Source organism: Alishewanella sp. SMS8, assembly GCF_030737935.1.
GTDB lineage: Bacteria > Pseudomonadota > Gammaproteobacteria > Enterobacterales > Alteromonadaceae > Alishewanella > Alishewanella maricola.
Genome location: NZ_JAPJEA010000008.1, coordinates 1 through 26,126, shown reverse-complemented (window position 1 = coordinate 26,126; position 26,126 = coordinate 1). Strand labels below are relative to the sequence as shown.

22 protein-coding genes and 2 tRNA genes are annotated in these 26,126 nt (G+C 45.3%); 14 read left to right on the top strand and 10 right to left on the bottom strand.

Going from position 1 to position 26,126, the window contains the following annotated elements; translation table 11 throughout:
• Positions 1–76 precede the first annotated feature (76 nt).
• Together ORJ01_RS15590 and ORJ01_RS15585 are read right to left on the bottom strand one after the other, a co-directional pair.
• A complete protein-coding gene (locus ORJ01_RS15590) occupies positions 77–1,228 on the bottom strand; it encodes a chorismate mutase (protein ID WP_306178834.1) in 1,152 nt (383 codons plus the stop codon).
• A 190-nt stretch (positions 1,229–1,418) separates the two neighbouring features.
• Positions 1,419–3,767 (bottom strand): penicillin acylase family protein, encoded by a 2,349-nt coding sequence (locus ORJ01_RS15585; protein WP_306178833.1) that lies wholly within the window; start codon positions 3,765–3,767, stop codon positions 1,419–1,421.
• 55 nt (positions 3,768–3,822) lie between these two features.
• Between ORJ01_RS15585 and ORJ01_RS15580 the strand changes: the two genes are divergently transcribed.
• Entirely contained in the window at positions 3,823–4,473 is a 651-nt protein-coding gene (locus ORJ01_RS15580) for a cytochrome b/b6 domain-containing protein (RefSeq protein ID WP_306178831.1), read from the top strand.
• 89 nt (positions 4,474–4,562) lie between these two features.
• Here the strand turns inward: ORJ01_RS15580 and ORJ01_RS15575 are convergent, their stop codons facing one another.
• Positions 4,563–5,018 carry a cytochrome c gene (locus ORJ01_RS15575; protein ID WP_306178830.1) on the bottom strand — a complete coding sequence of 152 codons (456 nt, stop codon included), beginning with the start codon at positions 5,016–5,018 and terminating at the stop codon, positions 4,563–4,565.
• Between the two features lie 162 nt (positions 5,019–5,180).
• On the opposite strand from ORJ01_RS15575, the gene ORJ01_RS15570 reads away from it, so the two are divergent.
• The 4 genes from ORJ01_RS15570 to ORJ01_RS15555 all read left to right on the top strand — a co-directional run bounded on the left by ORJ01_RS15570 (position 5,181) and on the right by ORJ01_RS15555 (position 14,400).
• Entirely contained in the window at positions 5,181–8,102 is a 2,922-nt protein-coding gene (locus tag ORJ01_RS15570; protein WP_306178829.1) for an EAL domain-containing protein, read from the top strand.
• Positions 8,103–8,248: 146 nt separating this feature from the next.
• Complete coding sequence (locus tag ORJ01_RS15565) at positions 8,249–11,365, top strand: amidohydrolase family protein (protein ID WP_306178828.1); 3,117 nt, start codon at positions 8,249–8,251, stop codon at positions 11,363–11,365.
• Positions 11,365–12,663 carry an amidohydrolase family protein gene (locus ORJ01_RS15560; RefSeq protein WP_306178826.1) on the top strand — a complete coding sequence of 433 codons (1,299 nt, stop codon included), beginning with the start codon at positions 11,365–11,367 and terminating at the stop codon, positions 12,661–12,663. Before ORJ01_RS15565 ends, ORJ01_RS15560 begins: the two co-directional genes overlap by 1 nt.
• Positions 12,664–12,726: 63 nt before the next feature.
• Complete coding sequence (locus tag ORJ01_RS15555; protein ID WP_306178825.1) at positions 12,727–14,400, top strand: M28 family metallopeptidase; 1,674 nt, start codon at positions 12,727–12,729, stop codon at positions 14,398–14,400.
• Positions 14,401–14,447: 47 nt separating this feature from the next.
• On the opposite strand, the gene ORJ01_RS15550 is transcribed toward ORJ01_RS15555, so the two are convergent.
• Positions 14,448–14,846, bottom strand: coding sequence for a translation initiation factor (locus ORJ01_RS15550; protein WP_306178868.1), 399 nt, complete (start codon positions 14,844–14,846; stop codon positions 14,448–14,450).
• Between the two features lie 136 nt (positions 14,847–14,982).
• On the opposite strand from ORJ01_RS15550, the gene ORJ01_RS15545 reads away from it, so the two are divergent.
• Together ORJ01_RS15545 and ORJ01_RS15540 are read left to right on the top strand one after the other, a co-directional pair.
• On the top strand, positions 14,983–15,696 hold the full coding sequence (locus tag ORJ01_RS15545; protein WP_306178823.1) for a GAF domain-containing protein: 714 nt from the start codon (positions 14,983–14,985) through the stop codon (positions 15,694–15,696).
• A gap of 37 nt (positions 15,697–15,733) precedes the next feature.
• Positions 15,734–16,930, top strand: coding sequence for an amino acid aminotransferase (locus ORJ01_RS15540; RefSeq protein ID WP_306178822.1), 1,197 nt, complete (start codon positions 15,734–15,736; stop codon positions 16,928–16,930).
• 108 nt (positions 16,931–17,038) lie between these two features.
• Here ORJ01_RS15540 and ORJ01_RS15535 read toward each other — a convergent pair whose 3' ends face one another.
• The 3 genes from ORJ01_RS15535 to ettA form a co-directional block, all read right to left on the bottom strand.
• Positions 17,039–17,692 carry an energy-coupling factor ABC transporter permease gene (locus ORJ01_RS15535; protein ID WP_229587880.1) on the bottom strand — a complete coding sequence of 218 codons (654 nt, stop codon included), beginning with the start codon at positions 17,690–17,692 and terminating at the stop codon, positions 17,039–17,041.
• A gap of 204 nt (positions 17,693–17,896) precedes the next feature.
• Positions 17,897–18,268, bottom strand: a complete 372-nt coding sequence (locus tag ORJ01_RS15530) for a DUF6746 family protein (protein WP_306178821.1) — start codon at positions 18,266–18,268, stop codon at positions 17,897–17,899.
• A gap of 173 nt (positions 18,269–18,441) precedes the next feature.
• The gene (gene ettA, locus ORJ01_RS15525; RefSeq protein WP_226752037.1) at positions 18,442–20,103 is read right to left on the bottom strand and encodes an energy-dependent translational throttle protein EttA; all 1,662 of its coding nucleotides are present in this window, start codon (positions 20,101–20,103) and stop codon (positions 18,442–18,444) included.
• Between the two features lie 161 nt (positions 20,104–20,264).
• On the opposite strand from ettA, the gene ORJ01_RS15520 reads away from it, so the two are divergent.
• Positions 20,265–20,618, top strand: a complete 354-nt coding sequence (locus ORJ01_RS15520) for a DUF2750 domain-containing protein (protein WP_226752038.1) — start codon at positions 20,265–20,267, stop codon at positions 20,616–20,618.
• 147 nt (positions 20,619–20,765) lie between these two features.
• Positions 20,766–21,407 (top strand): GTP cyclohydrolase I FolE, encoded by a 642-nt coding sequence (gene folE / locus ORJ01_RS15515; RefSeq protein WP_229587876.1) that lies wholly within the window; start codon positions 20,766–20,768, stop codon positions 21,405–21,407.
• Between the two features lie 26 nt (positions 21,408–21,433).
• Here the strand turns inward: folE and ORJ01_RS15510 are convergent, their stop codons facing one another.
• Both ORJ01_RS15510 and ORJ01_RS16230 read right to left on the bottom strand, forming a co-directional pair.
• Positions 21,434–21,844, bottom strand: a complete 411-nt coding sequence (locus ORJ01_RS15510; protein WP_306178867.1) for an EAL domain-containing protein — start codon at positions 21,842–21,844, stop codon at positions 21,434–21,436.
• Positions 21,845–22,086: 242 nt separating this feature from the next.
• Positions 22,087–22,407, bottom strand: coding sequence for a PAS domain-containing protein (locus tag ORJ01_RS16230; protein WP_371930784.1), 321 nt, complete (start codon positions 22,405–22,407; stop codon positions 22,087–22,089).
• Positions 22,408–22,651: 244 nt separating this feature from the next.
• On the opposite strand from ORJ01_RS16230, the gene ORJ01_RS15505 reads away from it, so the two are divergent.
• Positions 22,652–23,203, top strand: a complete 552-nt coding sequence (locus ORJ01_RS15505; RefSeq protein ID WP_226752040.1) for a glutathione peroxidase — start codon at positions 22,652–22,654, stop codon at positions 23,201–23,203.
• Here the strand turns inward: ORJ01_RS15505 and rnhA are convergent, their stop codons facing one another.
• On the bottom strand, positions 23,204–23,674 hold the full coding sequence (rnhA, locus tag ORJ01_RS15500) for a ribonuclease HI (protein WP_306178820.1): 471 nt from the start codon (positions 23,672–23,674) through the stop codon (positions 23,204–23,206).
• Positions 23,675–23,740: 66 nt separating this feature from the next.
• Between rnhA and dnaQ the strand changes: the two genes are divergently transcribed.
• The 4 genes from dnaQ to ORJ01_RS15480 all read left to right on the top strand — a co-directional run bounded on the left by dnaQ (position 23,741) and on the right by ORJ01_RS15480 (position 26,124).
• Positions 23,741–24,445 carry a DNA polymerase III subunit epsilon gene (gene dnaQ / locus ORJ01_RS15495; RefSeq protein WP_306178819.1) on the top strand — a complete coding sequence of 235 codons (705 nt, stop codon included), beginning with the start codon at positions 23,741–23,743 and terminating at the stop codon, positions 24,443–24,445.
• Positions 24,433–25,851, top strand: coding sequence for a TIGR03503 family protein (locus tag ORJ01_RS15490; protein WP_306178818.1), 1,419 nt, complete (start codon positions 24,433–24,435; stop codon positions 25,849–25,851). The genes dnaQ and ORJ01_RS15490 overlap by 13 nt, the downstream gene beginning before the upstream one ends.
• Positions 25,852–25,956: 105 nt before the next feature.
• A tRNA-Asp gene (locus ORJ01_RS15485) sits at positions 25,957–26,033 on the top strand.
• A 17-nt stretch (positions 26,034–26,050) separates the two neighbouring features.
• Positions 26,051–26,124: transfer RNA gene (locus tag ORJ01_RS15480), tRNA-Asp, on the top strand.
• Positions 26,125–26,126: the final 2 nt, after the last annotated feature.

Below are 26,126 nucleotides of genomic sequence, written 5' to 3'. Positions count from 1 at the left end.
GCTAATGCCCGTCAGTTAATGCTGTTTAATAACACACTATACTGCTCGGTATTCGCTCAAGTGGCTGTTGTATCATTTAACTCTCAGGTTGCGTTGGCGTGATATCATCGCTTGGATAGCACCCCAGTACTTTGATAAATTTTGTCAGGTTATTTAACTCTTCTAGTGCGCGAGTCATGGCGTAGTCGTTCAGATTGGCAGAAACATCCACATAAAACATTTCTTCCCAAGGGTTGCCGTTTATCGGACGCGATTCCAATTTACTCATACTAATGCCATGTTGCTTTAACACTAACAAGGCTTCTACCAGTGCACCGGGTTGCTGCCCGGTATACATAATAAAAGTGGTTTTTGCTGGGATGGCTTTGGCAACATTAACCGATTTACGGGCGACCACGATAAAGCGACTGATATTGGCTTTTTGATTGGCTAATTGGCGTGTCAGTACTTCTAAACCATAGAGTTTGCCGCCTTCTTCGCCACCAATAGCAATAATACTGGGATCCTGTAACTCTTTTACTTTGGCAAACGCGGCGGAAGAGCTTTCACAGTAGTCTATTTTCACGTTCGTTAAACCGAGTAAAAACTGACTACACTGCGCAATCACTTGCGGATGAGAACACACTTGGCGAATTTTCGAGAGATCGGTGCCCGGTAAACCGAGTAAGCAATGTTCAATGGGGTGCGTTAATTCACCTACAATGGATAAACGGGTATGTTGTAAGATGTCATACACTTCGTTAATAGAACCTGACGAGGTATTCTCAATCGGTAATACCGCATAGTCGGCATGGCCGGTTTCTACCGCTTTGACAATTTCATTAAAGCTATCGCAGCCTAATTCGATAATACGCTCGGCGCGACGGGTAAAGTATTTTTGGGTTGCCCAGTAACTGTAAGAGCCTTGCCCGCCTAAAAACGCCACTCTCACTACTGGGGAATTATCACCGTTTAATTGGCCTTGCACTTTAGCTTGTTGCTGTAATACCGAGTCTTCAATGACAACTTGAAATAACCGCGTAACATAGTGTGCATCGAGTTCCAGCGATTTGCCTTTTTCAATCAGCGACAATAATAATTCTTGCTCGCGTTGTTGATCGCGAATGGGTTTATTTTGGGATAGCTTTGCTTCTGCCACGGCCAGTGCCAACTTGCGACGTTTAGACAGCAAGCTCAATAATTGCTGATCAGTTTCACTAATCGCAGTGCGGATCTCATTTAATTCCATATTTGGCCTCGTGCTACACCTATGTTTAAGGGTCAACTTGCAAAAAAAAACCTCCCGAGTGGGGAGGTTTTGGGCTTTTCGTGCGTGCACGCTCAGCTATCTCCCAATGCTAGGGGGTAAAGCTAAAAAAACCGAGCGAGCAAATCATCATCTTCATGTTGTACACCTTAATCCGTCTGGATGGCTAAAGTCAAGGGTTAGGTATTAACTGTTGTTGATATTTTTCTGGCCCAGGTAAAAAGGGCAAAGCAACTTCAGCAAGCCAATAAGGATGATCGCTACGATAAAAAGGGGAAAGGGGGTGACCGGATTGACCGCTGCTGATCACTAAGACGCCTAATTCTTCAAAACCAGGTGCAACCACCATTCTTTGCGATTGACCAAATGCCGGATGTTGCACCTTTGGCATATGACTATCACCCGATAGCGGCGTATCGGTCATATTGAGCCAGTGGCCAATCAGCGGAATAGCGCCAGACAAAGGATGTTTAATTTTACTGGTATTACGCGTGCCCCAGTTGGCTTGGGTTAAGCTACCGTATTGTGCTTGAATATTTTGCTCGGTTTGCTTGGCTGCGCTTAACAGTAAATCCTGCCAGCTTTGATAGTTGGCCGGTAAGGTGTCAGCGCGATTTGCCGCAAGCATTAACCAAAATGGCGTTTCCATTGAATATTTTAAATCACTGCTGCGACTACCCACTTGCTCTAATAACGCTGACAGGGGCGCAAAGGTCAGTTCTAGCGTAGTTAAACGAAATTGCCGAAGCAAAGTGTAACCGACATCATTTACATCTGCTTTTAAGCTAGACTGCGCGATCAGCTGGCGAAACTCGGTCAATTGATATTGCTCACTGCGCTCAGGTGAAAGGGTATCGAGTAATAATGCCTGCCACGGCTGCAATAAATGCGCTTGGGTATCCAGCTGTATTTGATGTAGCGCCAATTCATCCGCTTTGGGCAGCGCAGCTAACGCATCGGCTATTTGTTTACCCCTTGCGCCTAAATCATAGCCGCCATTTCCTAACAGCTTATAAAACTCGCCACCTACGGTGCGAGCATTCGCAGACCACAACCGACCTGACGTTGGGTTGAGGAGTTGCGGATAAGCGGCCGCCTCTAACTGTTCGCCCCAGTAGTTATCACCCTTGCTCCAATCCTGAGCGGTATCCCAATCGGCCACATGGCGCTGACGCATTGGACCAAATATAGACCAGCCAATATGACCTTGTTGGTCGGCAACTAACACGTTTTGTGCGGGAATACCCATAGTATTAGCAAAACGCAACACTTCGGCCGCAGACTCAGCCTTTTCTAAATAACGTAAGTTCAGGTTCACCGCTTGCGGATCATGGGCTATCCAACGCAGAGCATAAGGTTGGCCATCCGCAAAGGGGATAAGTGGGCCCCATTCGGTTTGTTTGATTAATAGTGAATGCGCTGGCGCGTCGCGAATGGTAATGCGCTCAGTGATGTACTCAAGAGGTTGCCAGCCGTTGGGGCTAAGATACTGCTGTTTATCATCAGACAGGGTTAGGCTGATTAAATCATGCCAATCGGCTGTACTATTGGTAAAACCCCATGCAATTTTGCCATTACTACCGACCACAATAGCCGGTGTACCGGGTAAACTTAAACCTGTGACTTGCTGCGCTAGCTGATCTTCAATCCAATTTAATTGCGTTTTGAACCAGACGCCTGGCACCCTTAGTGATAAATGCATATCATCAGCTAAGATGGCGGCGCCATGCGCGGTTAATTGGCCGGCAACCGCAAAATTATTACTGCCTAAATCGACTGCGTCAGCCGGTGTGCATTCATTACAACTTAATTGCTGTTGTAAAACACTGGGATACGGTGAGCTAGGTAGGGCAATGGCTTGCTGTTCGCTACCATCAATGGCCGCTTGCCACTGTGGGCTATGCTGTTGCAAAAACTGATACCAGTCTTGTGGTAACGCGGCTTTTAATTTGGTCATCGCATAATCATCACGCCCCATTTTACCCTGTAAATCTAGGTACATACTGTAAATGACTAACAGACTATCTTGCTCTAACCAAGGCTCGGGCGTCGTTTGTAATAACAGATATTCAAAAGGAGGTTGGCGTAAGCGGTTTAAGCCATCGTTAACACCTCGACTGTAAGCGGCTAACAACTCGAGATCTGGTGCCTTAAGCTGTGTCAGGATATGTTCGGCGCGTTGTCGAAACAGGTGGCGGCGATGGCTGATGTCGGTGTTCAGTGCTTGCTTCCCGAATAAAGCAGATAATTCACCGGCTGCACTGCGCCGTGATAAATCCATTTGAAAGAAACGTTCTTGAGCGTGCGCAAAGCCCAGTGCATAAGCGGTATCTGAACGGTCGGTGGCGTGGATGGTTAAGTAACCAAGTTGATCGCGCTTTAAACTAACCGGATGTGCTATGGGGGCCTGATAGCGACCGTTATAATCGGGTAAACTGCCGTTAAGCCAATAATAAGCCACAGCCAATACAATTAATATTACGGCAACGACTAGCGACAACAGCCAGCTGATTATTTTCATTTTTAAGTCCTGCTGGTATAAGATCAAAAGGTTAGCACAACAAAAGGAAAGTTCAATGTTAAGAAAGATGCAAGTGTGGGATCTCGCCGTCAGGGTATTTCATTGGTCGCAAGTGTTGCTGCTGCTTGGGCTCTGGTATACCGGTACCGAAGGTTTGATGGCACAGCATCAATTGTTAGCTTACAGTTTAGCGGCATTGTTAATCGGGCGCCTGTACTGGGGCTTTTTTGGGAGTAGTACCGCGCGTTTTCGCAATTTTAGCTATTCACCTCTTGCGGCGTGGCGTTATTTACGAGAGCCTAAACCCGTTCTTGGTCATAATCCGGCCGGTTCTTATATGATTTTTACGCTGTTAGGCTTATTAACGCTGCAAATTCTGAGTGGCCTAGCCACTTTTGATAACAGCTATATTAGTGACGGCCCTTTAGTTGCACATTTGCCTGAAAGTTGGGTGTCGCTGGCTTCTGATGTGCATAAAACCGTAATCGATCTGATTTTAATCGCGGTGTTTGTGCATGTGTTTGCTGCTATTTGGCATAGCTGGCGTTACGACAATGTCATATTGTCGATGTTTAATGGTAAAAACGATGTGCCTGCAAATGCCACCCCGCAGTTGAAATCAACATGGAGTTATTTTGTTATCGTGCTACTGGTGCTGCTCGGTTTTTATCTGTGGCAAGGTCGTATTCTGATCTTGTTTCTTTGAAAAAGTTTACTATTTGGCAAAAAGCCCGCTGGTATGCGGTTACCACATGCCAGCGGGCTTGAGATAATCAGCTTAACAAGCTGAGTTTATTAATCAGCTTTGTATTTATCATGACAAGCTTTACAGTTACGTGCATAGTCGCCAAACGCTTTGCGAATAGCGGCTTGCTCGCCGGCCTTTGCTGCAACTAATAAAGCGGCAGCATCTGCGGCCAGTTTTTCACCACGCTCTTGCACATCCACTAAGTTATCCCAAATAGCCGGTTTTACTTCACCGCCCGCGGCTTGAGTGCCTGCCACGGTAAACGTTTCCCATGGCAGTTGCGACAATAAGGCTAGCGCCTCAGCACGACGCTTCACGCGCTCAACGTCAAAAGCCACATTACCGCGGATCATATCTTGGATGTCGCCCATGTTATGGCGGATCATCTGAAAGTTAGCTTGACGGTATGACACCGCATCTTTACCGTCAGTAAATGCCGTAGCGGCGACGACCGGTAACGCGAAAGATAAACAAAGTAGGGAAGAAATTAGGGCTTTTTTCATATTATTACTCTCTTCTAGTCGATTGTCGTAAAATAATGGTAAAGTACAAGTAGTCTTTATTGTATACCTGACAGGGATACTATCAGGTCACTATAACAGCAGTGAGCCGAATTCGTGAAGGATCTTACCCACAATAATGCCAAAGGATTCAACTCACTGGGTTTGAAATTTTCAATCCTGGTGTTTTTGGCTATGCTGATTGCCGGTCTTACCGTGATGTTTACTTATGGCCTTTATCAACAGCAAACTGATGAGGCCATGCAGTTAAAAAAACGAGCACTATTGCAGCGCAATAGCGACTTATATCATCAACAATTAGACAAATACCTCGAAAAACAAGAAATCAAAGCACGGCGAGCTCACCAACTCATCAGTGAGCAATTAAACGAGCGCCCAGTTACCCGTTCTAATACAGCCTTATTAACTACCTTAGCCGATGGTTCACGTCGCCAACAAAATGACTCTTCTGGCCTGTATATTGCGCCGGACGCCCAGGTCGATGTGCAAAATAGTTTATTACAGCGCAGTACTGCGGTTTGGCACGATACTGTGCCCTTGTTGCAACATGATTTCTTTGCTGTGTTTTTTATTGCCAAAGATAACTATGTTCAGGTGACGCCAGCAGGGTGGGCAGCAGATCTTTCGGTCGATATTTCCTTATTAAATAACCCCTTATTTCAATTAGCGGCACCAGAGCAAAACCCTGAGCGCAGTTTGCGCTGGAGCCCGGTGTATTTTGACAGTATTTGGCAACAATGGATGCTAAGTATGTTGCTGCCGGTCTATCAGCAAGAACAGTTTCTAGGCGTAATGGGTTTTACGCTGCCTCTTTCAGAATTAACACAACATCGCAGCGCATCGCCTGAATACAAGCCAAATACCCATGCCTTGCTCCTAGATAGAATGGGGCGAGCCATCAGCGATAGCGTTTCGTCCTCAATGCGCAATTTGCCGATGTTTAGCCCTTATCAGGGGGCTAAAGTGAACGCCCCTGTATTAAGTGAATTACTGCAAACGCCCAACCAAAACTTGAGTAATAGCCGTTTTTTGATGGCGCTAAGTGCCTTTAATCGTTTAGATTGGCAGTTTGCGCTTTATCAAGAAAAACAAACTTTATTACAACAGCAAAAATTATTTGTTCCTCGTATGCTGTTTTTAACCTTCTTAGTGGCGATTGCCGTGACGCTGTTACTGTATTTTTTCATTAACCAAATGCTGTTAAAACGGCTGAAAAAATTAGCCTCTGCGGTAAATCGGGTCGGACGTGGGGCGCATCCTGGCTTACAATTGGATACCAAACACGATGAACTGGGTATTTTAAACCGCGCCTTCACAGCAATGTTTGAAGAAATTAATCAATTAGTGACGGGTTTAGATACGCGGATTGCCGAAAAAGAACAAGCCGAAATGCTGGCGCGTAAACTCAGTAAAGCGGTGGCTTTTTCCAGTTCAGGAATTGTGATTACTAATAAGCATCTTGATATTGAATACGTAAACCCCTTTTTGACGACGTTGTTAAAGGTTCAAAGCGCCAATATCTTGGGAAAACCCTTAAGTAGTTTGTTCGCCGAAGATATGCAAAAACTGACCAATGATATGATGCAGTCATTGGCAGAGCGGCAACACTGGCGCGGTGATGTGTTGTTATTGCAAGAAGATGCCACAGACAAAACAGAACAAGCCTGGGTCACTTTAGCTTTAGCGCCGATCCGAGACGAGCGTGGTGAGTTATCTCATTATGTTGCGGCGATGCAGGACATTTCTTTTATTAAGCGCAGCCAAAAGCAAATGGAGCAATTGGCTTACTTCGACTCACTCACTGGCTTGGCCAATCGCAGTTATTTCCGAAACCAATTACGCAAAGCCATTTCCATGTCGCAACGCGGTTATTACACCTTTGCTTTGTTGTACTTTGACTTAGACGAATTTAAATTAATTAATGATACTTTAGGCCACGACGCTGGCGATGAATTACTGATCGAAGTGGCTAAGCGTTTAACATCACGTTTGCGTGAAGATGATACTATCGCCAGGCTCGGCGGCGATGAATTTGCCGTTATTTTAAGCGATATAAAAGACAAAATGCATGCAGGGCAAATTGCCGGCAATTTACAACAAGCCTTTACTCAGCCAGTGCAATTAGGAACACATACGGTCGCCATTAGTGCTTCTATTGGTATTACTGTGGCGCCTGATGACGGCGCGGAAGAAGAAGTCCTTATAAAACATGCTGATTTGGCCATGTATGAAGCAAAAGCGCGTGGCAAAAATACTTACCGGTTTTTCTCACGCGAGTTAAATGAAGCAGCGACCGATCGTTTATTGATTGAAAATCAGTTACGTGAAGCAATCCGCGAGCAGCAATTCCTGATGTATTACCAACCCAAAATTGATATTCAAGATGACACCCTAGTGGGTTATGAGGCCTTGATCCGCTGGCTGCGACCCGACAATACCCTAGTGCCTCCGGCGCGCTTTATTCCAGTGGCGGAAAGTACCGGCTTAATTGTTAAAATTGGTGAGTGGATTATTCTGGAGTCATGCCGTTTTCTGGCTCGACAACACAGCCGTGGCTATGCCGTTAGTCTGTCAATTAACTTATCGGCGCGCCAATTTAACGATAATCGTTTACCGACGATGATTGAACAAATTATCCAGCGGACCGGTGTCGATCCAAGCTATTTAGTGTTTGAAATTACCGAAAGTATGCTGATGGGCGACACTGATGCGGCTATTAAACAGTTAAATCAGTTAAAACGTCTCGGAGTCTCTTTATCTATTGATGACTTTGGTACAGGCTATTCATCGCTTAATTATTTGAAGCGATTCCCAGTAGACGAGCTGAAAATCGACCGCTCTTTTGTTAAAGATATTCCAGAAGATCGGAATGATATGGATATTGTCTCTGCCATTATTGCGATGGCGCAAAAGATGCAATTACGCGTTGTCGCTGAAGGGGTCGAGTCAGAAGCTCAAGTTGACTTCTTAAAGCAAAATGCTTGCTATGTTGTACAGGGTTATTACTACAGCATGCCGTTGGCAGAGCAAGAGTTAAGTCACCTGACATTTACAATAAAAACATAAGGTAAAGGATCATTCGGTCGTTCAGTGCGAGGTAATTGTTGTTTCGATTAACACCACTAACACGCCGGGGTTATTGACTAAACAGTCTGCGCTAACCCCAATTAACGCTGTGATACCTTACATCCACTCAAAACCAGGAAAACGTTATGATATCAGCTCGCCTGTCACTTTTGACCTTGGCTTTGCTTAGCGCTACTAGCTATGCGGCTCAAACCACGCCAGAGTTAGGGATCCGGGATAAAACCCCGAATCTCATGGCTCTAACCAATGCCACTGTTCTCACTGAGCCTGGCAAAGAACTTACCGGTGCAACCATCTTAATTCGTGATGGTAAAATTGAAGCGGTTTCAACCAGCGCTAAGATCCCTGCCGGTTATCAAACTTTTGATTTACAAGGTTACTTTGTATATCCCGGTTTTATTGACCCTTATACTCAATACGGTGTTACTGCTGCTAGTCAGGCTGAGCGTGCGCGCTTTGGTGGTCGTAACCCAATTTATGAAAATGAACGAAGGGGGGGCAATGCGGCAAACGACGCCATTCATGCACAGCAGCGTTGGGCAACCCAATTTAAACCCGATAGTAAAGCAGCAACCGAGTTATTAAAAGCTGGTTTTACTACGGTACAAAGTGCCCGCCAAGACGGTATTTTTCGTGGAACCGCTTTTGTTGCTTCTTTAGGTGAAGGCTTGCCAAATGATTTAATTTTAAAAGCTGACGCTCAGCATTTTTTATCTTTTAGCAAAGGCAGTTCGCAGCAAACCTATCCTTCTTCGTTGATGGGATCAATTGCGCTGATCCGTCAAACCTTGTCCGACGCTAATTGGTATCAAGCGGCCACGGCTAGCCCGAATTTAAGCGTTCAGGGTAAGCCTGTTGAGTTTAACGCGGCTTTAGAAGCGCTTAGCAGTTTAAGCAGCCAGGGCATCTTGTTTGATACTACAGACGATCGTTCATTACTGCGCGCCAATCAATTACTCAGCGAATTTAATCTTAAAAATGCGCTGTTATTAGGCTCTGGCTATGAATACAGCCGCTTGTCACAAATTAAAGCGACCGGTAAACCTTTGTTGCTACCGCTGAATTTTCCCGCCGCACCGCAGGTTAACGCGGCTGAGCAGCGTTTAGACGTGAATCTTGCTGATTTACGGCACTGGGAGCGGGCACCGGCTAACCCGGCTGAAGTGGCTAAAGCTGGGGTAAACTTTGCCTTCACAACGCATGGTTTAACTAAAAAAGCTGAGTTTTTACCCAACTTACGCAAAGCTATTCAATACGGCTTAGACAAACAGCAAGCGCTCGCAGCCTTAACCACCACACCAGCCAGCTTACTGGGTTTAGACGATCGGTTAGGTAAAATTGCTGCCGGTTATCAGGCTGATCTTGTGATCAGCCGAGGTGATCTGTTCACTGACGGTGAAATTGTCGCAACCTGGTTACGTGGCCAAGAAAAACGCTTTACCAGTGTGCAACCCACCGCTTTTGCTGGTGAGTATCAACTCACTTATCAAGATCAAACGTTTAGCGTGACGCTAACGGGTACGGCGCCGAAAATAAGCGGTGAAGCGGTAATGGGCGATAAAAAAGTGAAATTGACTCACCTGATGGTGCAAGACCAGCGGTTACAATTTAGCTTGCCGTTACAAAAGCTCACTGAACAAGCTGCGGTGCTGCAATTTAATGGTGTTTGGTCTGAGCAACAACTTAAGGGTTATTGGTTAGATGCACAGGGTAATGAAGTGGCTGTCAGCGCCAAACAGCAAATTGCAGCCAGCAGTAAAGATGCCAAAACCGCTAAAGCCGCGCCAGCAATGTTGTCGAAACTGACTTATCCTAATCGTGCTTTTGGTTTAGATGCTTTACCGCAGCAACAAAACCTGCATATCAAAAATGCGACCGTGTGGACAGCAACAGCAGACGGTGTGTTGACCGAAAGTGATGTGCTAGTGCGCAATGGTAAGTTTGAGAAAATTGGCCAAAACCTGACTACGCCACGCGGTTATACAGTAATCGATGCCACAGGTTTACATTTAACGCCAGGTATTATTGACGAGCACTCACATATTGCCACCGAGCAAGGGGTGAACGAGGGTTCACATGCTAATACCGCCGAAGTGCACTTAGGTGATGTGATTAACTCAGATGATATCAATATCTATCGTGCGTTAGCCGGTGGTGTTACCGCAGTGCAGGTACTACATGGTAGTGCTAACCCGATTGGAGGTCGTGCGCAAATTATTAGCTTACGCTGGGGTCAAGATGCAGAAGGCCTGAAATTTAAAGATGCACCACCGAGTATCAAATTTGCATTAGGTGAAAACGTAAAGCAATCTAATTGGGGCTCTGAGTTCAATACACGATACCCACAAACTCGTATTGGTGTTGAAACCTTTATTCGCGATCAATTCCAAGCAGCTAAAGAATACCGTGCGGCTTGGCAAGCGTTCAATAAACTGTCTAAGCGTGAGCAAGGCCGTGTTGCCCCCCCTCGCCGTGATTATCAGATGGATACCTTGGTCGAAATTCTAGAAGGTAAACGTCATATTCATACACACTCTTATGTGGCTTCTGAAATTTTAATGTTGATGAAAGTTGCTGATGAAATGGGTTTCAAAGTGAATACTTACACCCACATCTTAGAAGGCTACAAGGTAGCGAGTGAAATGAAAGCGCATGGTGCCAGTGCATCGACCTTTGCTGACTGGTGGGGCTTTAAGATGGAAGTCACGGATGCCATTCCAACTAACACCTGTTTGATGCATGAGCAGGGTATGTTAGTGAGCGTTAACTCTGATGATCCTGGTTTACTGCGTCGTTTGAATCAAGAGGCCTCAAAATCTACCATGTATTGTAATATGGATGAGCAAGAAGCCTTGAAGATGGTGACGTTAAACCCAGCAAAACAATTAAAAATTGACGATAAAGTCGGTTCAATTGCCGTCGGTAAACAAGCCGATTTCGTGTTATGGGATGCCCATCCATTATCCGTTTACAGTGTGGCACAACAAACGTGGATTGAAGGGGCACGTTACTTCGACCGTGCTGAAGACTTAGCAAAGCGGCAACAGCTTGAGCAAGAGCGGCAACAGTTGATCCAAAAGGTCTTAACCGCGGGTGATTCTGCTCGTAACGGTAGTCGCAACGCTTATAAACAAGATGATCCGATTTGGCATTGTGAAGATAACGATGACTGGTTGAAATTACGCTTTGGTTTTGGCTCTGCCACAGAAAGTCATGCTCATGCCCATGGGGAGCAACATTAATGAAAAAATTAACCACTATTTTTGCCGCAGCACTTACACTGGCAACGAGCAGCGTACTCGCGGTAAACCCCGTACCTGCACCGAAACAAAGCGTGCCAGTATTATTGAAAAATGCGACGGTGCACGCCGTTGTAACCGAGCCGGCCATTCAAGATGTCTTACTAGTCGATGGCAAAATTGCCGCGATGGGTACGAACTTAACGGCACCTGCCGGGGCGCAAATAGAAGATTTAACCGGTAAGCATGTGTATCCGGGGCTTATTGCTTTGATTAACCAACTAGGCTTAATTGAAGTTGAAGCCGTGCGTGCCACGCGTGATGATCGTGAAACCTCAGCCACGAACCCAGATTTGCAAGTGCAAGTGGCCTTTAATGCTGATTCTGCGGTGATCCCAACTATTCGCAGTAACGGTTTTAGCCATAGCTTAATTTATCCTGATGGTAGCTTGATCACCGGTCGCTCAGCATTGATGCAGTTAGACGGTTGGAATTGGCAAGATGCCCTAGTGCAAGCCGATGTGGGCTTACACGTGAATTGGCCGCGCATGGGCTTACAAACCGGTTGGTGGGTTCGTGATAGTGCGGAAAAGCAGCAAGAGCGGCAACGTGAGCAACTGGAGCAGTTACAAAGCTACTTTAGCCAAGCACAAGCCTATTATTTAGCTGAGCAAGCCGGCTTAAATCGTGGCCGTGATTCACGCTGGCATGCCATGTTGGCGTTGTTTGAAGGTAAATTACCCTTATTTGTTCATGCTGATGATCCAAGACAAATGCGTCAAGCCATCAGCTTAGCTAAACAATACAAGGTCCGTTTAGTGATTGTAGGGGGACGCGATAGCTGGCGCATGGCAGATGAACTGGCGGCGAATAACGTGGATGTGATTTATACCGCGCCTTATGGCTTACCTACGCGTACCGATGAAGCCTATGATCAAGCCTTTAGCGTGCCAGGTGTGCTGCAAAAAGCCGGTGTGCGTTTCGCGTTATCGCTGGATGGTTTCTGGGATACCCGCAACCTGGTGTTTGCTGCGGGCCATGTCACGCGTTACGGTTTAGAACCTGCGCAAGCGCTACGATCCTTAACCTTAGATGCGGCACAAATTGCCGGTGTGGCCGATCGTTTAGGCTCGATTGAGGTGGGTAAGAGCGCGAGTTTAGTCGTGTCTGAAGGCGATATTTTTGATTATCGTGGGCATAACATCATGCAATTATGGATTGACGGTCGCAATGTTGATCTGAATAACAAACATAAACAGCTACACCAGCGTTATCAGCAACGCTATCAAGCGGCTAACTAAGCTTTAGTTTTATTACCATCTACAGTGCCAGTGAATACTGGCACTTTTTTATTGAGACAGTCCATGAAAAAGATTTTTTTACTTTGTACGGCCGCGTTAATGACTATTGCTGGTTGTAGCAGTACCCCAGCCAGCAAAGCCCCGCGCGCCAGCGCTTTGGTGATTGAAAGTCATCTGACGTTTTTAGCGGATGATTTGTTAGAAGGCCGTGACACGGGGAGTCGAGGCCATGAATTAGCCTCACGTTATATTGCTCAGCAATTTCAAGCATTAGGTTTAGTGCCGGCTGCGGCTGATGGCACCTACTTTCAGCGTGTCCCTATGCGCAAAGCGCAAATTGTGCCGGGAAGTGCCAAGCTTAGTTTTAGTTTACCCGAGCAACAACTGACGTTAGATTACCCGCAGCAATTTACAACCGGGCCCAATTTGCAAACCGAAGCCGTTAAGTTGCAAGGTGAAATGGTGTTTGTTGGTTATGGTTTAGTGTCGGAGGTGTTTGATTTAAACGATTATGCGAATTTAGACGTTAAAGGTAAAGTCGTGGTAATGCTGTCAGGTTTACCCGCTTTTTTACCTAGCGAAGAGCGGGCTTATCTGGGCAGTATGAAAACCGAATTTGCGGTTGAGCGGGGCGCTATCGGTGTTATTTCGGTGCATACGCCACAGCAAGAAAAAACTCGGCCCTATGCCGATAGCCTCATGTATTTAAATAGTCCGAGCATGAGCTGGTTAGATGACGAAGGTAACCCCGGTCGGGGCTTTGCTCAGTTACAAGGTGGCGCAACTTTGCATCCTGATGCGGCTAGTCTGTTATTCGCTGCCGCTGGTTATAACCTGAGTGATATTTTTGCTTTATTAGAAAAAGATGAGGTCCCCAAAGGTTTTGCGTTAAAAGGCGAAGTTAACTTAAGCAGCCAAAGTACTCACCAGCAAGTGACAAGCCCGAATGTGTTAGCGACCTTACCCGGTTCCGATCCGCTGTTAAAAGAGGAATATGTAGTATTAACTGCACATTCTGATCATATCGGTTTTTCTAACGATTTACGCAGCGAAGATAAAATTAATAACGGGGCAATGGATAACGCTGCAGGTATCGCGATCTTACTTGAAACCGCACGTTTATTTGCGCAACTGCCGACATCGCCAAAGCGCTCTATTTTGTTTGCTGCGGTTACCGGTGAAGAAAAAGGCTTATTAGGGGCAGATTATCTAGCGAAACAACCGCCAATGACTATTTCGCAGATGGTGGCTAACGTTAATTTAGATATGCCGGTATTACTGTATTCTTTTGCCGATTTAATTGCTTTTGGTGCAAATCACTCGACCCTAGGTGATGTGGTTGCCCGTGCTGCGGCAAAAGAGGGCAGAACCTTAAGTGAAGATCCGATGCCCGAGCAAGCTATCTTCACGCGCTCAGATCATTATCGCTTAGTGCAACAAGGTGTGCCTGCGGTGTTTTTAATGACCGGTTTTACTTCAACCGATCCAAAGGTATCGGGAGGCAAAGTGTGGGCCAGTTTCTTTGCCAAGCATTATCATCGCCCTTCGGATGATATTGCCAGCTTAACCAAAGAGTATGGGGCTATTCGTTATGATGCTGGCGCCGTATTTGCCGATATTAATTTTAATATTGCGCTGGATGTAGCGAATGCTAAAACGCGGCCATTGTGGCGCAAAGACAGTTTTTTCAGAAAGGTATTTGGCCGTATAGAGAACTCTGAACCCAATACGCCGTAATCGTTCGATACCGAGTTGTTAATATCGCTTGAGATAAACAAGCCGGCCTATCCGCCGGCTTGTTTCACTTTAAACCCTTTTTGTTGTAATAAGGTAGTGACTAATTCGCGTTTATCACCTTGTATCTCAATAATGCCGTCTTTGGCCGAACCACCACAAGCACATTTCTTTTTTAATTCTGTACATAGTTGGCTTAATTCACTGGGGCTACCGGTTAAGCCTAAAATGGTTAATACCGTCTTACCGCCCCGACCTTTCGTTTCCCGACGGATGCGTAAGGCACCATCAGCAAATCCTTCAGCCGTCGAGACAGCAGGGCTGCTCGCGTCAATTCGGCCTGTCGCCGTGGAATAGACCAAACCAGCCTGATTCGCCGGATTCGTGCTCTCTGGAGTAGCGCCAGTCAGTTGTTGTTGCCAATCGGCTAAGGAAATTTTTTTGCTCATCATAAAATGTCCTGAAAAGTTGGCCGTAGCTTACTCAGCACAAGCGTTGCTCGCAAGTTTTTCTGTGTCTCGCTTGGTTTTTTAATGTTATCTGGTAGAATATCGCCTTGATTTTAGAAATCTGGACGGCTAAAAATTGAGTATTCCAACCCAAATTAACCACTATTTACAGCTTAGTGGCCTTAAAGAGCAATTTTCTTTTTTTGATCAAGCCTTTACTGAAAAAACCACCGCCTATTATCAAGCGTTACAGCAACATATTGCCGATAGTCACAATGCCAAAGTGCAATGGCAATACCAAGTACCTGAGTTAGGCGAGGGAGGGGCGTGTTCATTATTTGGTGTGCTGGACAGTGAGCCATATGATTTAACCGCGATTTTGGGCGGTCAAACCAGCGCTAATCACCAAGCCTTAGCACGTTTAACGAAAATAACTGAATTTTATCAACAGCAGTCGGGTTTAGCATGGTTTGGTATTTATCAAGCGCGTGCTAATCTGGAGCAAGAGATGGTGCTGGTTAAATTAAGCTATTTTGGCGCCGCCTCTCGGGCAGAGTTTCCGTTAAATACTGAGTTTGCCAAGATCAGTAATAACAGTACGGTGGGTTTAACTGGCCAAGCCCGTGTGATTAACGATGTCGCGGCCTATTTGCAACAAGGCGGTGAATATTACACCTGCGATCCGAAAGTTAAAGCCGAGGCCTGTTTGCCACTGTTTGCACAATCGGGCAAAATAGTTGGCATTATTGACGCTGAAGATTTGAAGCAGCAGGTGTTTACCGCAGAGGCATTGGCCCTGTTAGTGGCTGTGTGTCTGAGCATCCCCGAGTGTTTACCGGCAATCGCTTAGTGTTGCCTCCTTATAATCATAAACCAGGTAGAACAATATGTTTTCTCAGTTAAAGCCTGTCGCTATCGACCCCATATTAGGGCTAATGGCGGCTTATCGTGAAGATCCTAACCCTCTTAAAGTTGACCTTGGCGTAGGTGTTTATAAAGATGAACAAGGCCACACCGCGGTTTTAAAATGCGTAAAAGAAGCCGAAGCGCTACGTTTAAAGCATGAAGACAGCAAAACCTATGTGGGTATGGCCGGTGATCCGTCTTTTAATACGCACATTGAAAAGTTAGCCTTTGGTGCGACTCATACAGTATTGCTAGCAAATCGCGTTGTTACGGCGCATACACCTGGCGGCACAGGGGCACTGCGTGTGGCGGCGGAGTTTATCAAGAGAGCGAATCCGGATGCGACGATTTGGGTGACCACCCCGACGTGGGCAAACCATATCTCGTTATTCCAAGCTGCGGGTTTAAAAGTCAAAGAATACGCTTATTACGATTACGACACCAAAGGTTTGCAGGTAGAGCAGATGTTTGCTGATTTAGAGCAAATTCCTGCGGGTGACGTTGTTTTAGTGCATGCCTGTTGTCATAACCCCAGTGGTATGGATCTGAACTTCGAACAATGGCAACGCTTTACCGCGATCGCGAAAGAGCGAGGTTTCACTCCTTTGGTTGATATGGCTTACCAAGGTTTTGGCGCCGGTTTAGATGAAGATGCCGCAGGTTTGCGCTATTTAGCTGAGCAAGTGCCAGAAATGATCTTGTGTAGCTCTTGCTCGAAAAACTTTGGTTTATATCGCGAGCGAATTGGTGCTGTTAGTGTTGTTGCTAGTAACAGCAAAGAAACCGACGCTGTCCGCGCAAACTTACTCAGCGTCGTGCGCGGTATTTACTCAATGCCACCTACGCACGGTGCCATTATTGTTAGCCATATTTTAGATAGCGCCGAGTTAACGGCACTGTGGCACGACGAATTAGCAGAAATGCGTAATCGCATTAATAGCTATCGCCAGCTGATCATCGACAAGTTTACTGCTGAAGGCATTACCCAAGATTTCAGCTTTATTGCTCGTCAGCATGGTATGTTCAGCTTTTTAGGCATTAACAAAGCGCAAATTGAACGGCTACGCAGCGAGTTCAGTATCTATATGGTCGGTTCTAGCCGCGTCAGTATTTCGGGTTTGAATCATGCCAATATCGACTATTTCGCCAAAGCCGTCGCAACGGTATTAAAAGGCTAAATACGCCAATAAGGTATCCAGGCATCGAGTCTGGATACCTTTTTATGCTGCGCTGTGCGCTACTTTTCTCTTTCTCTTTCCTTAACCTTGCCTTTAGTTATCACACACTCAGCGATCAGGCGATAAGTATTCATTATCATAAAAGGTTCTGAGCCATTCTGGCCGATACACTGCCATTAGCGTAATGGCCATGCCATTGAGTAATGCTTCGCCAAACCAAATGAGCAAGGCTAATTGCGTATAGTTGTGATAAATCGTATGCCAGTCATGTTGTTGCTGCAGATACAGCCAGCCAGAGGTGAGTACAATTTTTAGCACTATGCTCAGGGCGGCATTTAAAAAACCCGCAATAAAGATATATACAAATAAATGGCGAGTCAGATAATGATATGACCAGCTAAATACCGCATAACTAAATAATGCAGGTAAAATAAAGGTAGTTAATGCAAAGGCGCCACCCTCAGCCAAGCTGACACTGTTAAATAGCATTAATAAAGCTAAGGGCAGGCAACTGATCCAAATGGCGATACGCCAGCCATGACACAATACCAGTGTGGTAATACCCAGAAAAAACAACTCTAAGCCCGGTACTATGCCGGCTTTTACAGACCAGAGTAGGGTTAAGGCTACTGCTGAGGCAAATACAAAATGCTGATAACCCGGTAATTGTAATAAGCGTGGCCACAACTCTTTTGGATAACTTAGTGCGATGCAAAGTATAGCCAAACACCAGGCACTTATTTGCCAATAATTTATGATCATGATCATAGACCCAAAGCTGTGGATGCGGCTAATTATACTGTGTTCTAGCACAGCATAAAAAGCTTCGCGTTAGTAACAAGGTGCATGTGTAAGCGGCTAAGAGCCTTAATTAGGGCTTAAGTAAAGCCTTAGCTGTTTTTCAATCGCCTATTAATTAATGGGTTTGGCTACATTGTTAAACTGCGGTGTATTGTCCTGGCGTTTTTATTCTGTCAGCGATTTTGCTAGTTGCAGGTAAGTAGCGCCGTTGCGTTTAACACGCTCATAATCCATATATTCAGAGCCTAAATGCACTTCTTCTAATGCTGCTTTAATTTGATCATTAGTGTTGGGTATTAGGGCTAGTGCATTTTCCAAAGTGTAGGTTAATTGGTGGATCGCCGTAACGCTGGTTGGATTTAACTCACCGGCTAACAAGTTAGCCAACTCGGTATTTTTCTCTAAGAACACCTTGCTAGCTTGCTGCACATCACTGACCGCTTTACCGCTGAAATGAGCAGGGCGATCTGAGGCTTGCACGAGTGTTGCGGGGAAGTAGCACAATGCAATGAAGCTAGAAATAACGAGGATTTTCATAATAAAGCCTTAGTTAATAATGATTCTCATTAAGTTATCAGATCAATGCAACAAAGCAAGTCACTTTTGCTGATAACATAAAACGTTTTCTTATACGTTGCTCTGGTTAAAACGTATCAACAAAAACGCCTGCACAAGGCAGGCGTTTTAATGAGATTAACCTTTAACAGCGGTTAGATCCGCTTGTATTTAATCCGATGTGGCTCCAGTGCTGCCGCGCCATAAGTTTGTTTTAACCAGGCTTCGTAATCAGAGTAGTTACCTTCAAAGAAATTCACTTTACCTTCATCACGATAATCGAGGATATGCGTGGCAATACGGTCGAGGAACCAGCGGTCGTGCGAGATCACCATGGCACAACCAGGGAAATCTAAAATGGCGTTCTCGAGTGCGCGTAGTGTTTCAACATCTAAGTCGTTGGTGGGTTCATCGAGTAACAACATATTGCCGCCGGCTTTTAATAGCGCCGCCAGATGCACGCGGTTACGCTCACCCCCTGATAACTCGCCAATAAACTTCTGCTGGTCGTTACCTTTAAAGTTAAAACGGCCAACATAAGCGCGGCTTGGGATCTGGAAATTGCCAATTTGCAGCATATCTTGGCCGTTTGAGATTTCCTGCCACACCGTGTTTTTTGGGTTCATGCTATCGCGGAACTGATCAACACTTGCTACTTGCACCGTTTCACCAAGTTCAATGCTGCCGTTATCGGCTTTCTCCGCGCCGGTGATCATCTTAAACAGTGTTGATTTACCTGCACCATTCGGGCCGATAATACCGACAATCGCACCTTTAGGAATGCTAAAGCTCAGATCATCGATTAACACACGATCGCCAAAGGTTTTGCGCAGGTGTCCCACTTCTAGTACCTTATCGCCTAAACGTGGCCCAGGTGGAATAAACAGCTCATTAGTTTCATTACGCTTTTGAAAATCTTGGCTTTGCAATTCTTCAAAACGTGCCATCCGCGCTTTACTTTTTGCATGGCGGCCTTTCGGGTTAGTACGAACCCATTCTAATTCTTGTTTAATTGAGCGCTGGCGGGCACTTTCTGTTTTATCTTCTTGTGCTAGTCGGGCTTCTTTTTGTTCTAGCCAGCTAGAGTAATTACCTTGCCACGGAATACCTTCACCCCGGTCTAGCTCTAAGATCCAACCGGCTACATTGTCTAGGAAATAACGGTCGTGGGTAATGGCGACCACAGTACCAGGATAATCGTGTAAAAAGCGTTCTAACCAAGCCACCGATTCAGCATCCAAGTGGTTAGTGGGTTCATCTAATAACAGCATATCGGGGCGTTCTAATACCAAGCGGCAAATCGCCACCCGGCGACGCTCCCCGCCCGACAGATGTTCAATTTTGGCATCCCAAGGTGGTAAGCGTAATGAATCTGCCGCACGCTCTAGCGTGTTATCTAAGTTATGACCATCTTTTGCTTGTATTAATGCTTCTAACTCGCCTTGTTCGCGCGCTAAGGCATCAAAATCGGCGTTTTCATCGGCATAAGCGGCATACACTTCATCTAGCCGGGTAAACGCTTCTTTTACATCACTAACGGCTTCTTCAACAATCTGCCGTACTGTTTTGTTGTTATCTAATACCGGCTCTTGCGGTAAGTAACCGATTTTTGTGCCAGTTAATGCTCGAGCTTCGCCTTCAAACTCTTTGTCGATACCGGCCATAATGCGTAATAACGTCGATTTACCCGAGCCGTTTAAGCCAAGTACCCCAATCTTGGCGCCGGGGAAAAAAGATAAAGAGATGTCTTTTAAGATGGTGCGTTTCGGGGGAACCACTTTCGAAACCCGATACATTGAATAGATAAATTGTGCCATTACTAAGTTTCCGTCCGTTAAGGGCTGTCACAGTGAAGCAAATTGTACGTTATTTTCACCAGTGGTGGAAAGTGAATGGCGATGCTTTAGAATAATGTTGGCTTTTGCATGCAGATCTCTGTTTTAATATGCATCATTAGAGAATTATTAGTAGGTTAATTATGTCTGAATTTGCACACGATCCAAGCTTCCAACGTTTTATCGAAGAAGCTAAAACCCATGGCGTAGTCTGGACTCTCGCTGATGGTGAAGACTTATTAGTAGTTGAATCGGTAGAATTTGAAGAAACAGATGTAATGCCCTTTTGGTCAAGCAAAGCGGATGCCCAAGCGCACTGCTCAGAAGAATGGTCAAGCTATAAACCTGAGCCAATCCCACTCGATGTGTTTTGTGATGGCTGGTTAAAAGAGATGTACGATGACGGCGTCTTAATCGGCACTAATTGGGATGAATCACTCAATGGCCCTGAAGTAGAGCCGCGTGAACTGCTAGAAGCACTGGCGCTTGTACAGTAATTAAACACTGTGCCACACCCTAAGCCCAGCCTTTGCTGGGCTTTCGTCGTTTAAGGGTGTAAAATAATAATATTATGATCTGGTCGCTAAACTGCTTTTCTTTGCAGTGCGTATAACAGATATTGCAAATCAGTATTTGGAAAAACTATGTTATCAGAAGCAGCAATGTTAGTCCGTAGTGCACTTGAGACGCGTGGTCTTGAGACTCCTATGCGTGATAACGGCTTGTCCCGCGATGAAAAATACGAAAAGATTAATCAGTTACTCACTGAGGTTGTCAGCACCTTGGGGCTTGATCTCACCGATGACAGTTTAAGAGAAACGCCACATCGCATTGCTAAAATGTATGTTGATGAGGTTTTTGGTGGTTTGGATTATCAAAACTTTCCGAAGATGGCGCTGATAGAAAACAAAATGCAAGTAAACGAGATGGTCAAAGTGAAAGACATCAGCTTTACCAGTACTTGCGAGCATCACTTCGTCACCATCGATGGCAGCGCTACGGTGGCTTACATTCCTAAAGATAATATCATTGGCTTATCTAAGATTAATCGCATAGTGCGTTTCTTTGCACAACGTCCTCAGGTGCAAGAACGCTTAACCCAGCAAATCTTAGTGGCGTTACAAGCCTTACTTGAAACAGACAACGTTGCAGTGACCATGGATGCGGTACATTACTGCGTGAAATCGCGTGGTGTAATGGATGTTAACTCCAAAACGCAAACTACAGCACTGGGCGGTATTTTCAAAGATGACGCTCGCACTCGTGCGGAGTTTCTAGCGCGCTAACCGCAGTTGTCGCCGGTGTAGGGGACTCATTGCTTATCAATTAAACAGTGTGTCCCATGTAATTTCAAAAAGGCCGTTGCATCTTCAGCACTCAGAGGCTTGCTATAGTAATAGCCTTGTATCTCATAGCAATGCATTGTTTCTAGAATCTTAAGTTGCTCTAACGTTTCAACGCCCTCAGCAATAGTAATTAAATCCATGCTTTTAGCGATTTTAATGATTGCACTCTCAATCGCTTTATCGTTTTTATCATTTTGAATATCTTGAATAAAATATTGGTTTATTTTTAATTTTGTTAGGGCGAATCGCTGCAAATAACGCAAAGATGAATAACCCGTACCAAAATCATCGACTGCAATTTTAAAACCGAGCTCATTAAACTGTTTAATTAAAATAGCGTTTTGCTCTGGGTTATCCATCATGGCACTTTCGGTTATTTCTAGCTAAAGCCTATTGGCTGAAATATTATGCTGCTTAAGTAACTGCTTGATTAAGATTAGTAAATTGGGTTGCTGAAATTGAATCGGTGATAAGTTGATGGCCAAAGTGAAACCCTGATAGCCGTTACTTTGCCACACCGCAAATTACCTAAAGGCCTCGGATAATACCCAGGTACTTATCGGTGCGATAATGCCAGAGCGCTCCGCTAGCGGAATAAGCTCGGCGGAAGACACGAAACCTAGCTCACTGTTATACCAGCGAAGTATTGCATCAAAGACAATGATTTTTTGCGTTGGGTAATATCTAAATGAATACCAACAGTGAGTTTATGTTCTGAGCTGACAATGGTTCGGCCACGCGCAAGGATCCATACCCAATGACCATCTTTATGGCGCATCCTAAATTGATTTTTGTATAGTTTATTGTCTGTTTTATTAATGTAATCGTCGAAATAGTCCGTAACACAGGCCATATCATGTGGATGTAAGGCTTTAACCCATAGATCATCTATCGTGCCCTTTTGAGCGCGAGCAATACTGTTGTTAACCCTGCATAGCAACGTGTAAGGCTCACCGTAGCTTCAAAGAAAAAATCTTAATTAGAGCAATAAGTTGTAGTGCTGTTAAGGTTGATATTTTTTATGAGCACACAACGTTAGTGTGTTTAATTTGTAGTATGAATGAATATAACCATAACTCGCTGCCTGTGAAACTAGCGTTCAACAAAATAAACTGTCTTTCGTCTGGTGGCGTATAGTCACTACCTAAGATCGTTCTTAGATGTAAATACTTGGAGAAAGCGAAATGAAAAAAACACTTAACCTCGCGGCCGTGCTAGCACTGACCTTTTCGGTACAGAGCTTAGCCGCACAGTGCGGTAATATTCTCGGCCATTCAGTGCAGCAACTCAAAACCCGTGAAAGTGTCGATTTATGTGATGAATTCAAGGGTAAAACATTAATTGTGGTGAATACTGCCAGTAAGTGTGGCTTTACTCCGCAATTTGAAGCCTTAGAAACATTGTACCAAAACTACAAAGATCAAGGTTTAGTGGTATTAGGTTTCCCATCAAATGATTTTCGGCAAGAACACAGCGATGAAGAAAAAACAGCTGAGGTGTGTTATTTAACTTACGGTGTTGAGTTTCCAATGTTTTCAACCAGTAGTGTGCGCGGGGATAACGCTAACCCGGTATTTAAAGCGTTAATTGCAAAAACCGGTGAAAGCCCGTCTTGGAATTTCAATAAATATATTGTCAGTAAAGACGAGCAACAAGTAGTGCATTTTGGTAGCCGAACCAGTCCTGATGACCCAAAGTTTATTGCTGAGCTTGAAAAACTGCTAGCGGCAAAATAATCACTGACTTTGCTCAAAAGCGCTATCTATCGCGGTGGCATTGTCGGTGGCTGCCGTTCTTGCTAGCTCATCACAGCGTTCATTTTCAGGGTGACCGCTGTGGCCTTTTACCCAATGCCAAGCAATTTGATGTTTGCTGCAAGCGGCATCTAAACGTTGCCATAAATCCTGATTTTTAACCGGCTGTTTTTGACTGGTTTTCCAGTTATTGCGTTTCCAGCCTGCTAACCACTGCATGATCCCCAAGCGCACGTATTGGCTGTCGGTGGTCAAATCAACCAGGCAGGGGCTGGTTAGTGATTCTAAACTGACAATAGCCGCGAGCAATTCCATTCGATTATTGGTGGTTAACCGAAAGCCGCCACTCAATTCCTTACGATGTTGCTTGTAAAGCAAGACACTGCCATAGCCGCCAGGACCAGGGTTACCCAAGCAAGATCCATCGGTATAGATCGTAACAGTTTTCTGCATAAAGTCTTTCCTCAAAGCAAAACGGCGTATAATCTACCCTAATAGTAGGCAACAGCGAAAGCAGCAATGTTAAAACGTCAAATTATCTTAGATACCGAAACCACCGGCATTAACCCAAAAGATGGCCATCGTATTATCGAAATTGGCTGTGTTGAGCTGATAAATCGGCGTTTTACCGGTAACAATTATCATGTTTATATTAATCCAGAGCGGGAAATTGAAGCTGAAGCCATTGCCGTGCACGGTATTACTAACCAACGTTTGCAACATGAACCCAAGTTTCGAGATATTGCACATGGCTTTTTCGAGTACATTAAGGGGGCCGAATTAGTCATTCATAACGCCGCTTTCGACGTCGGTTTCATAGATCATGAATTTGCCATGTTGCAGCCAAAAATCCCTCCAGTGGCGGAGTATTGTGGCATTGTTGATACGCTTAAATTAGCGCGAGACTTGCATCCGGGCCAAAAAAACAACCTCGATGCACTGTGCCGCCGCTATGATATCAATAATAGCCATCGTACTTTGCACGGCGCCTTATTAGATGCCGAAATTTTGGCTGATGTTTATTTATTAATGACCGGCGGGCAGGTCAGTTTAAACTTAGCGGCGGAAGACGCGAACAATCAACAAGATCAGGAAGGGCCCTTGGTTATCCAGCGCAGTGGTAAGTTAAAAGTGATTAAAGCCAACAGCCAAGAATTAACTGCCCATCAAAGTCGTTTAGATTTAGTGCAAAAGAAAGGGGGCAGCTGTTTATGGCGAGATTAATGCTACTGTGTTTTATGCTGTGTAATGTGTTTGTGCTGACCGTTGCTGCACAACAAGACTCGACATTACCTGTTGCAACGCCAGAGTCGGCTCCAGCGCAAACACCAGAGCCATTAATGCGTATGTTGGCAGACTTGCCATTACGTAATCAAATTCCCTTATTAGATAATCGGTTTCGAATCGATGACGGTATTGAATCTATCACCTTGGTATTTTTTCGCCGACCGGGCTCGGCTTCTATCGTATTAGTGCGTCCCGATGGCAGTAAGGTGTTTTATAACACGGCCAAGCAAAACAACATTCGTTGGTTTGATGGCCCTTCCTACGATTTAATTGAAATTACTCAGCCGATGCCAGGGCCTTGGCAGGCCGTCGGTCGAGTTTTACCCGAAAGTAAGATTTTGGTGCTGACCGATGTGGAATTAGATGTTGATCCTTTACCTAAACCGATGGTGGTAGGGGAAACGTTTAAATTAACGGCGCGGATGCTGCAAGATGGCAAAGCGATTAATGCGCGAGAATTTAAAGACATACTGTCGTTACAAGTGGTTTTTACCAGTACCAATGATAAACGTTACGAAAACTTCGGCCGAGGTATGGTGGAAGTAGCCAACTTTCGTGATGATGGCCGTGGTTATGACATCAGTGCGCGTGACGGTATTTTTACCGGTGAGATAAATTTGGTATTTGGCCAAGGCGAGTGGATCCCGCGTTTTATTGTGCGTACGCCTTTGTACACTCGCGAAGTGGAACAAACCGCCGTTATTATTGAACCTTCGCCTATTACGCTTAACGTACAGATGGCAACTACAGCTGAGCAAAGCCATATTATTATGTTGGATGCGAATAGTGATCTGGTAGATGTCGACTCTTTGCTGTTCCAGGGGCAAATTCAATACCCAGATGGCGATATGCAATCATTTTCTTTAGTCGAGCCTACCACAACAAAGCAACTACAGGTCGATAACCGCGGGCATGGTAGTTATATTTTGAATATGGCCGTTTTTGGCCAAATGCGCGATGGTCGAGAGTTTGTATTAAATTTACCTGAAGAGCGTTTTTTAGTGGCCATGCTGGCGCAGGAAGCGCCTGACTTAGGGCCCGCCGACACTGTAACCGAAGCCGCTGTTGAGGTGGCAGAGCCGGTTGCCACAGAAGTACCTTGGCTTTGGATCATCCTGATTAATTTGTTTATTTTAGTGTTAGGCGCAGTAGCCATTTGGTTTGTGTTATCTGGCAAGCAGTTCAGTCGTTTAATGTTTTGGCGTAAAAAGACCGAGCTTGCTGCTACCGCCGCGGTAAATAAGACGGCTACAGCGGCGAAAGGGGACAGCACAGCGAATAATAAACCAGCAAAAAAGAAAGATGGTGAAGATATATTGGATCTTTCTATGCCAGATGGCTAAGGAATAGGCAAAAGGGGCAAAAAAGAAGTTGACTGGGTTTGGGGTAATCCGTATCATTCCCGCCGCACCAGACGATACCCAAATGAAATCGTTTGATGCTGGCGCGGAGCGGTAGTTCAGTCGGTTAGAATACCGGCCTGTCACGCCGGGGGTCGCGGGTTCGAGTCCCGTCCGCTCCGCCAACATTTTGATGCTTTCCGGAGCGGTAGTTCAGTCGGTTAGAATACCGGCCTGTCACGCCGGGGGTCGCGGGTTCGAGTCCCGTCCGCTCCGCC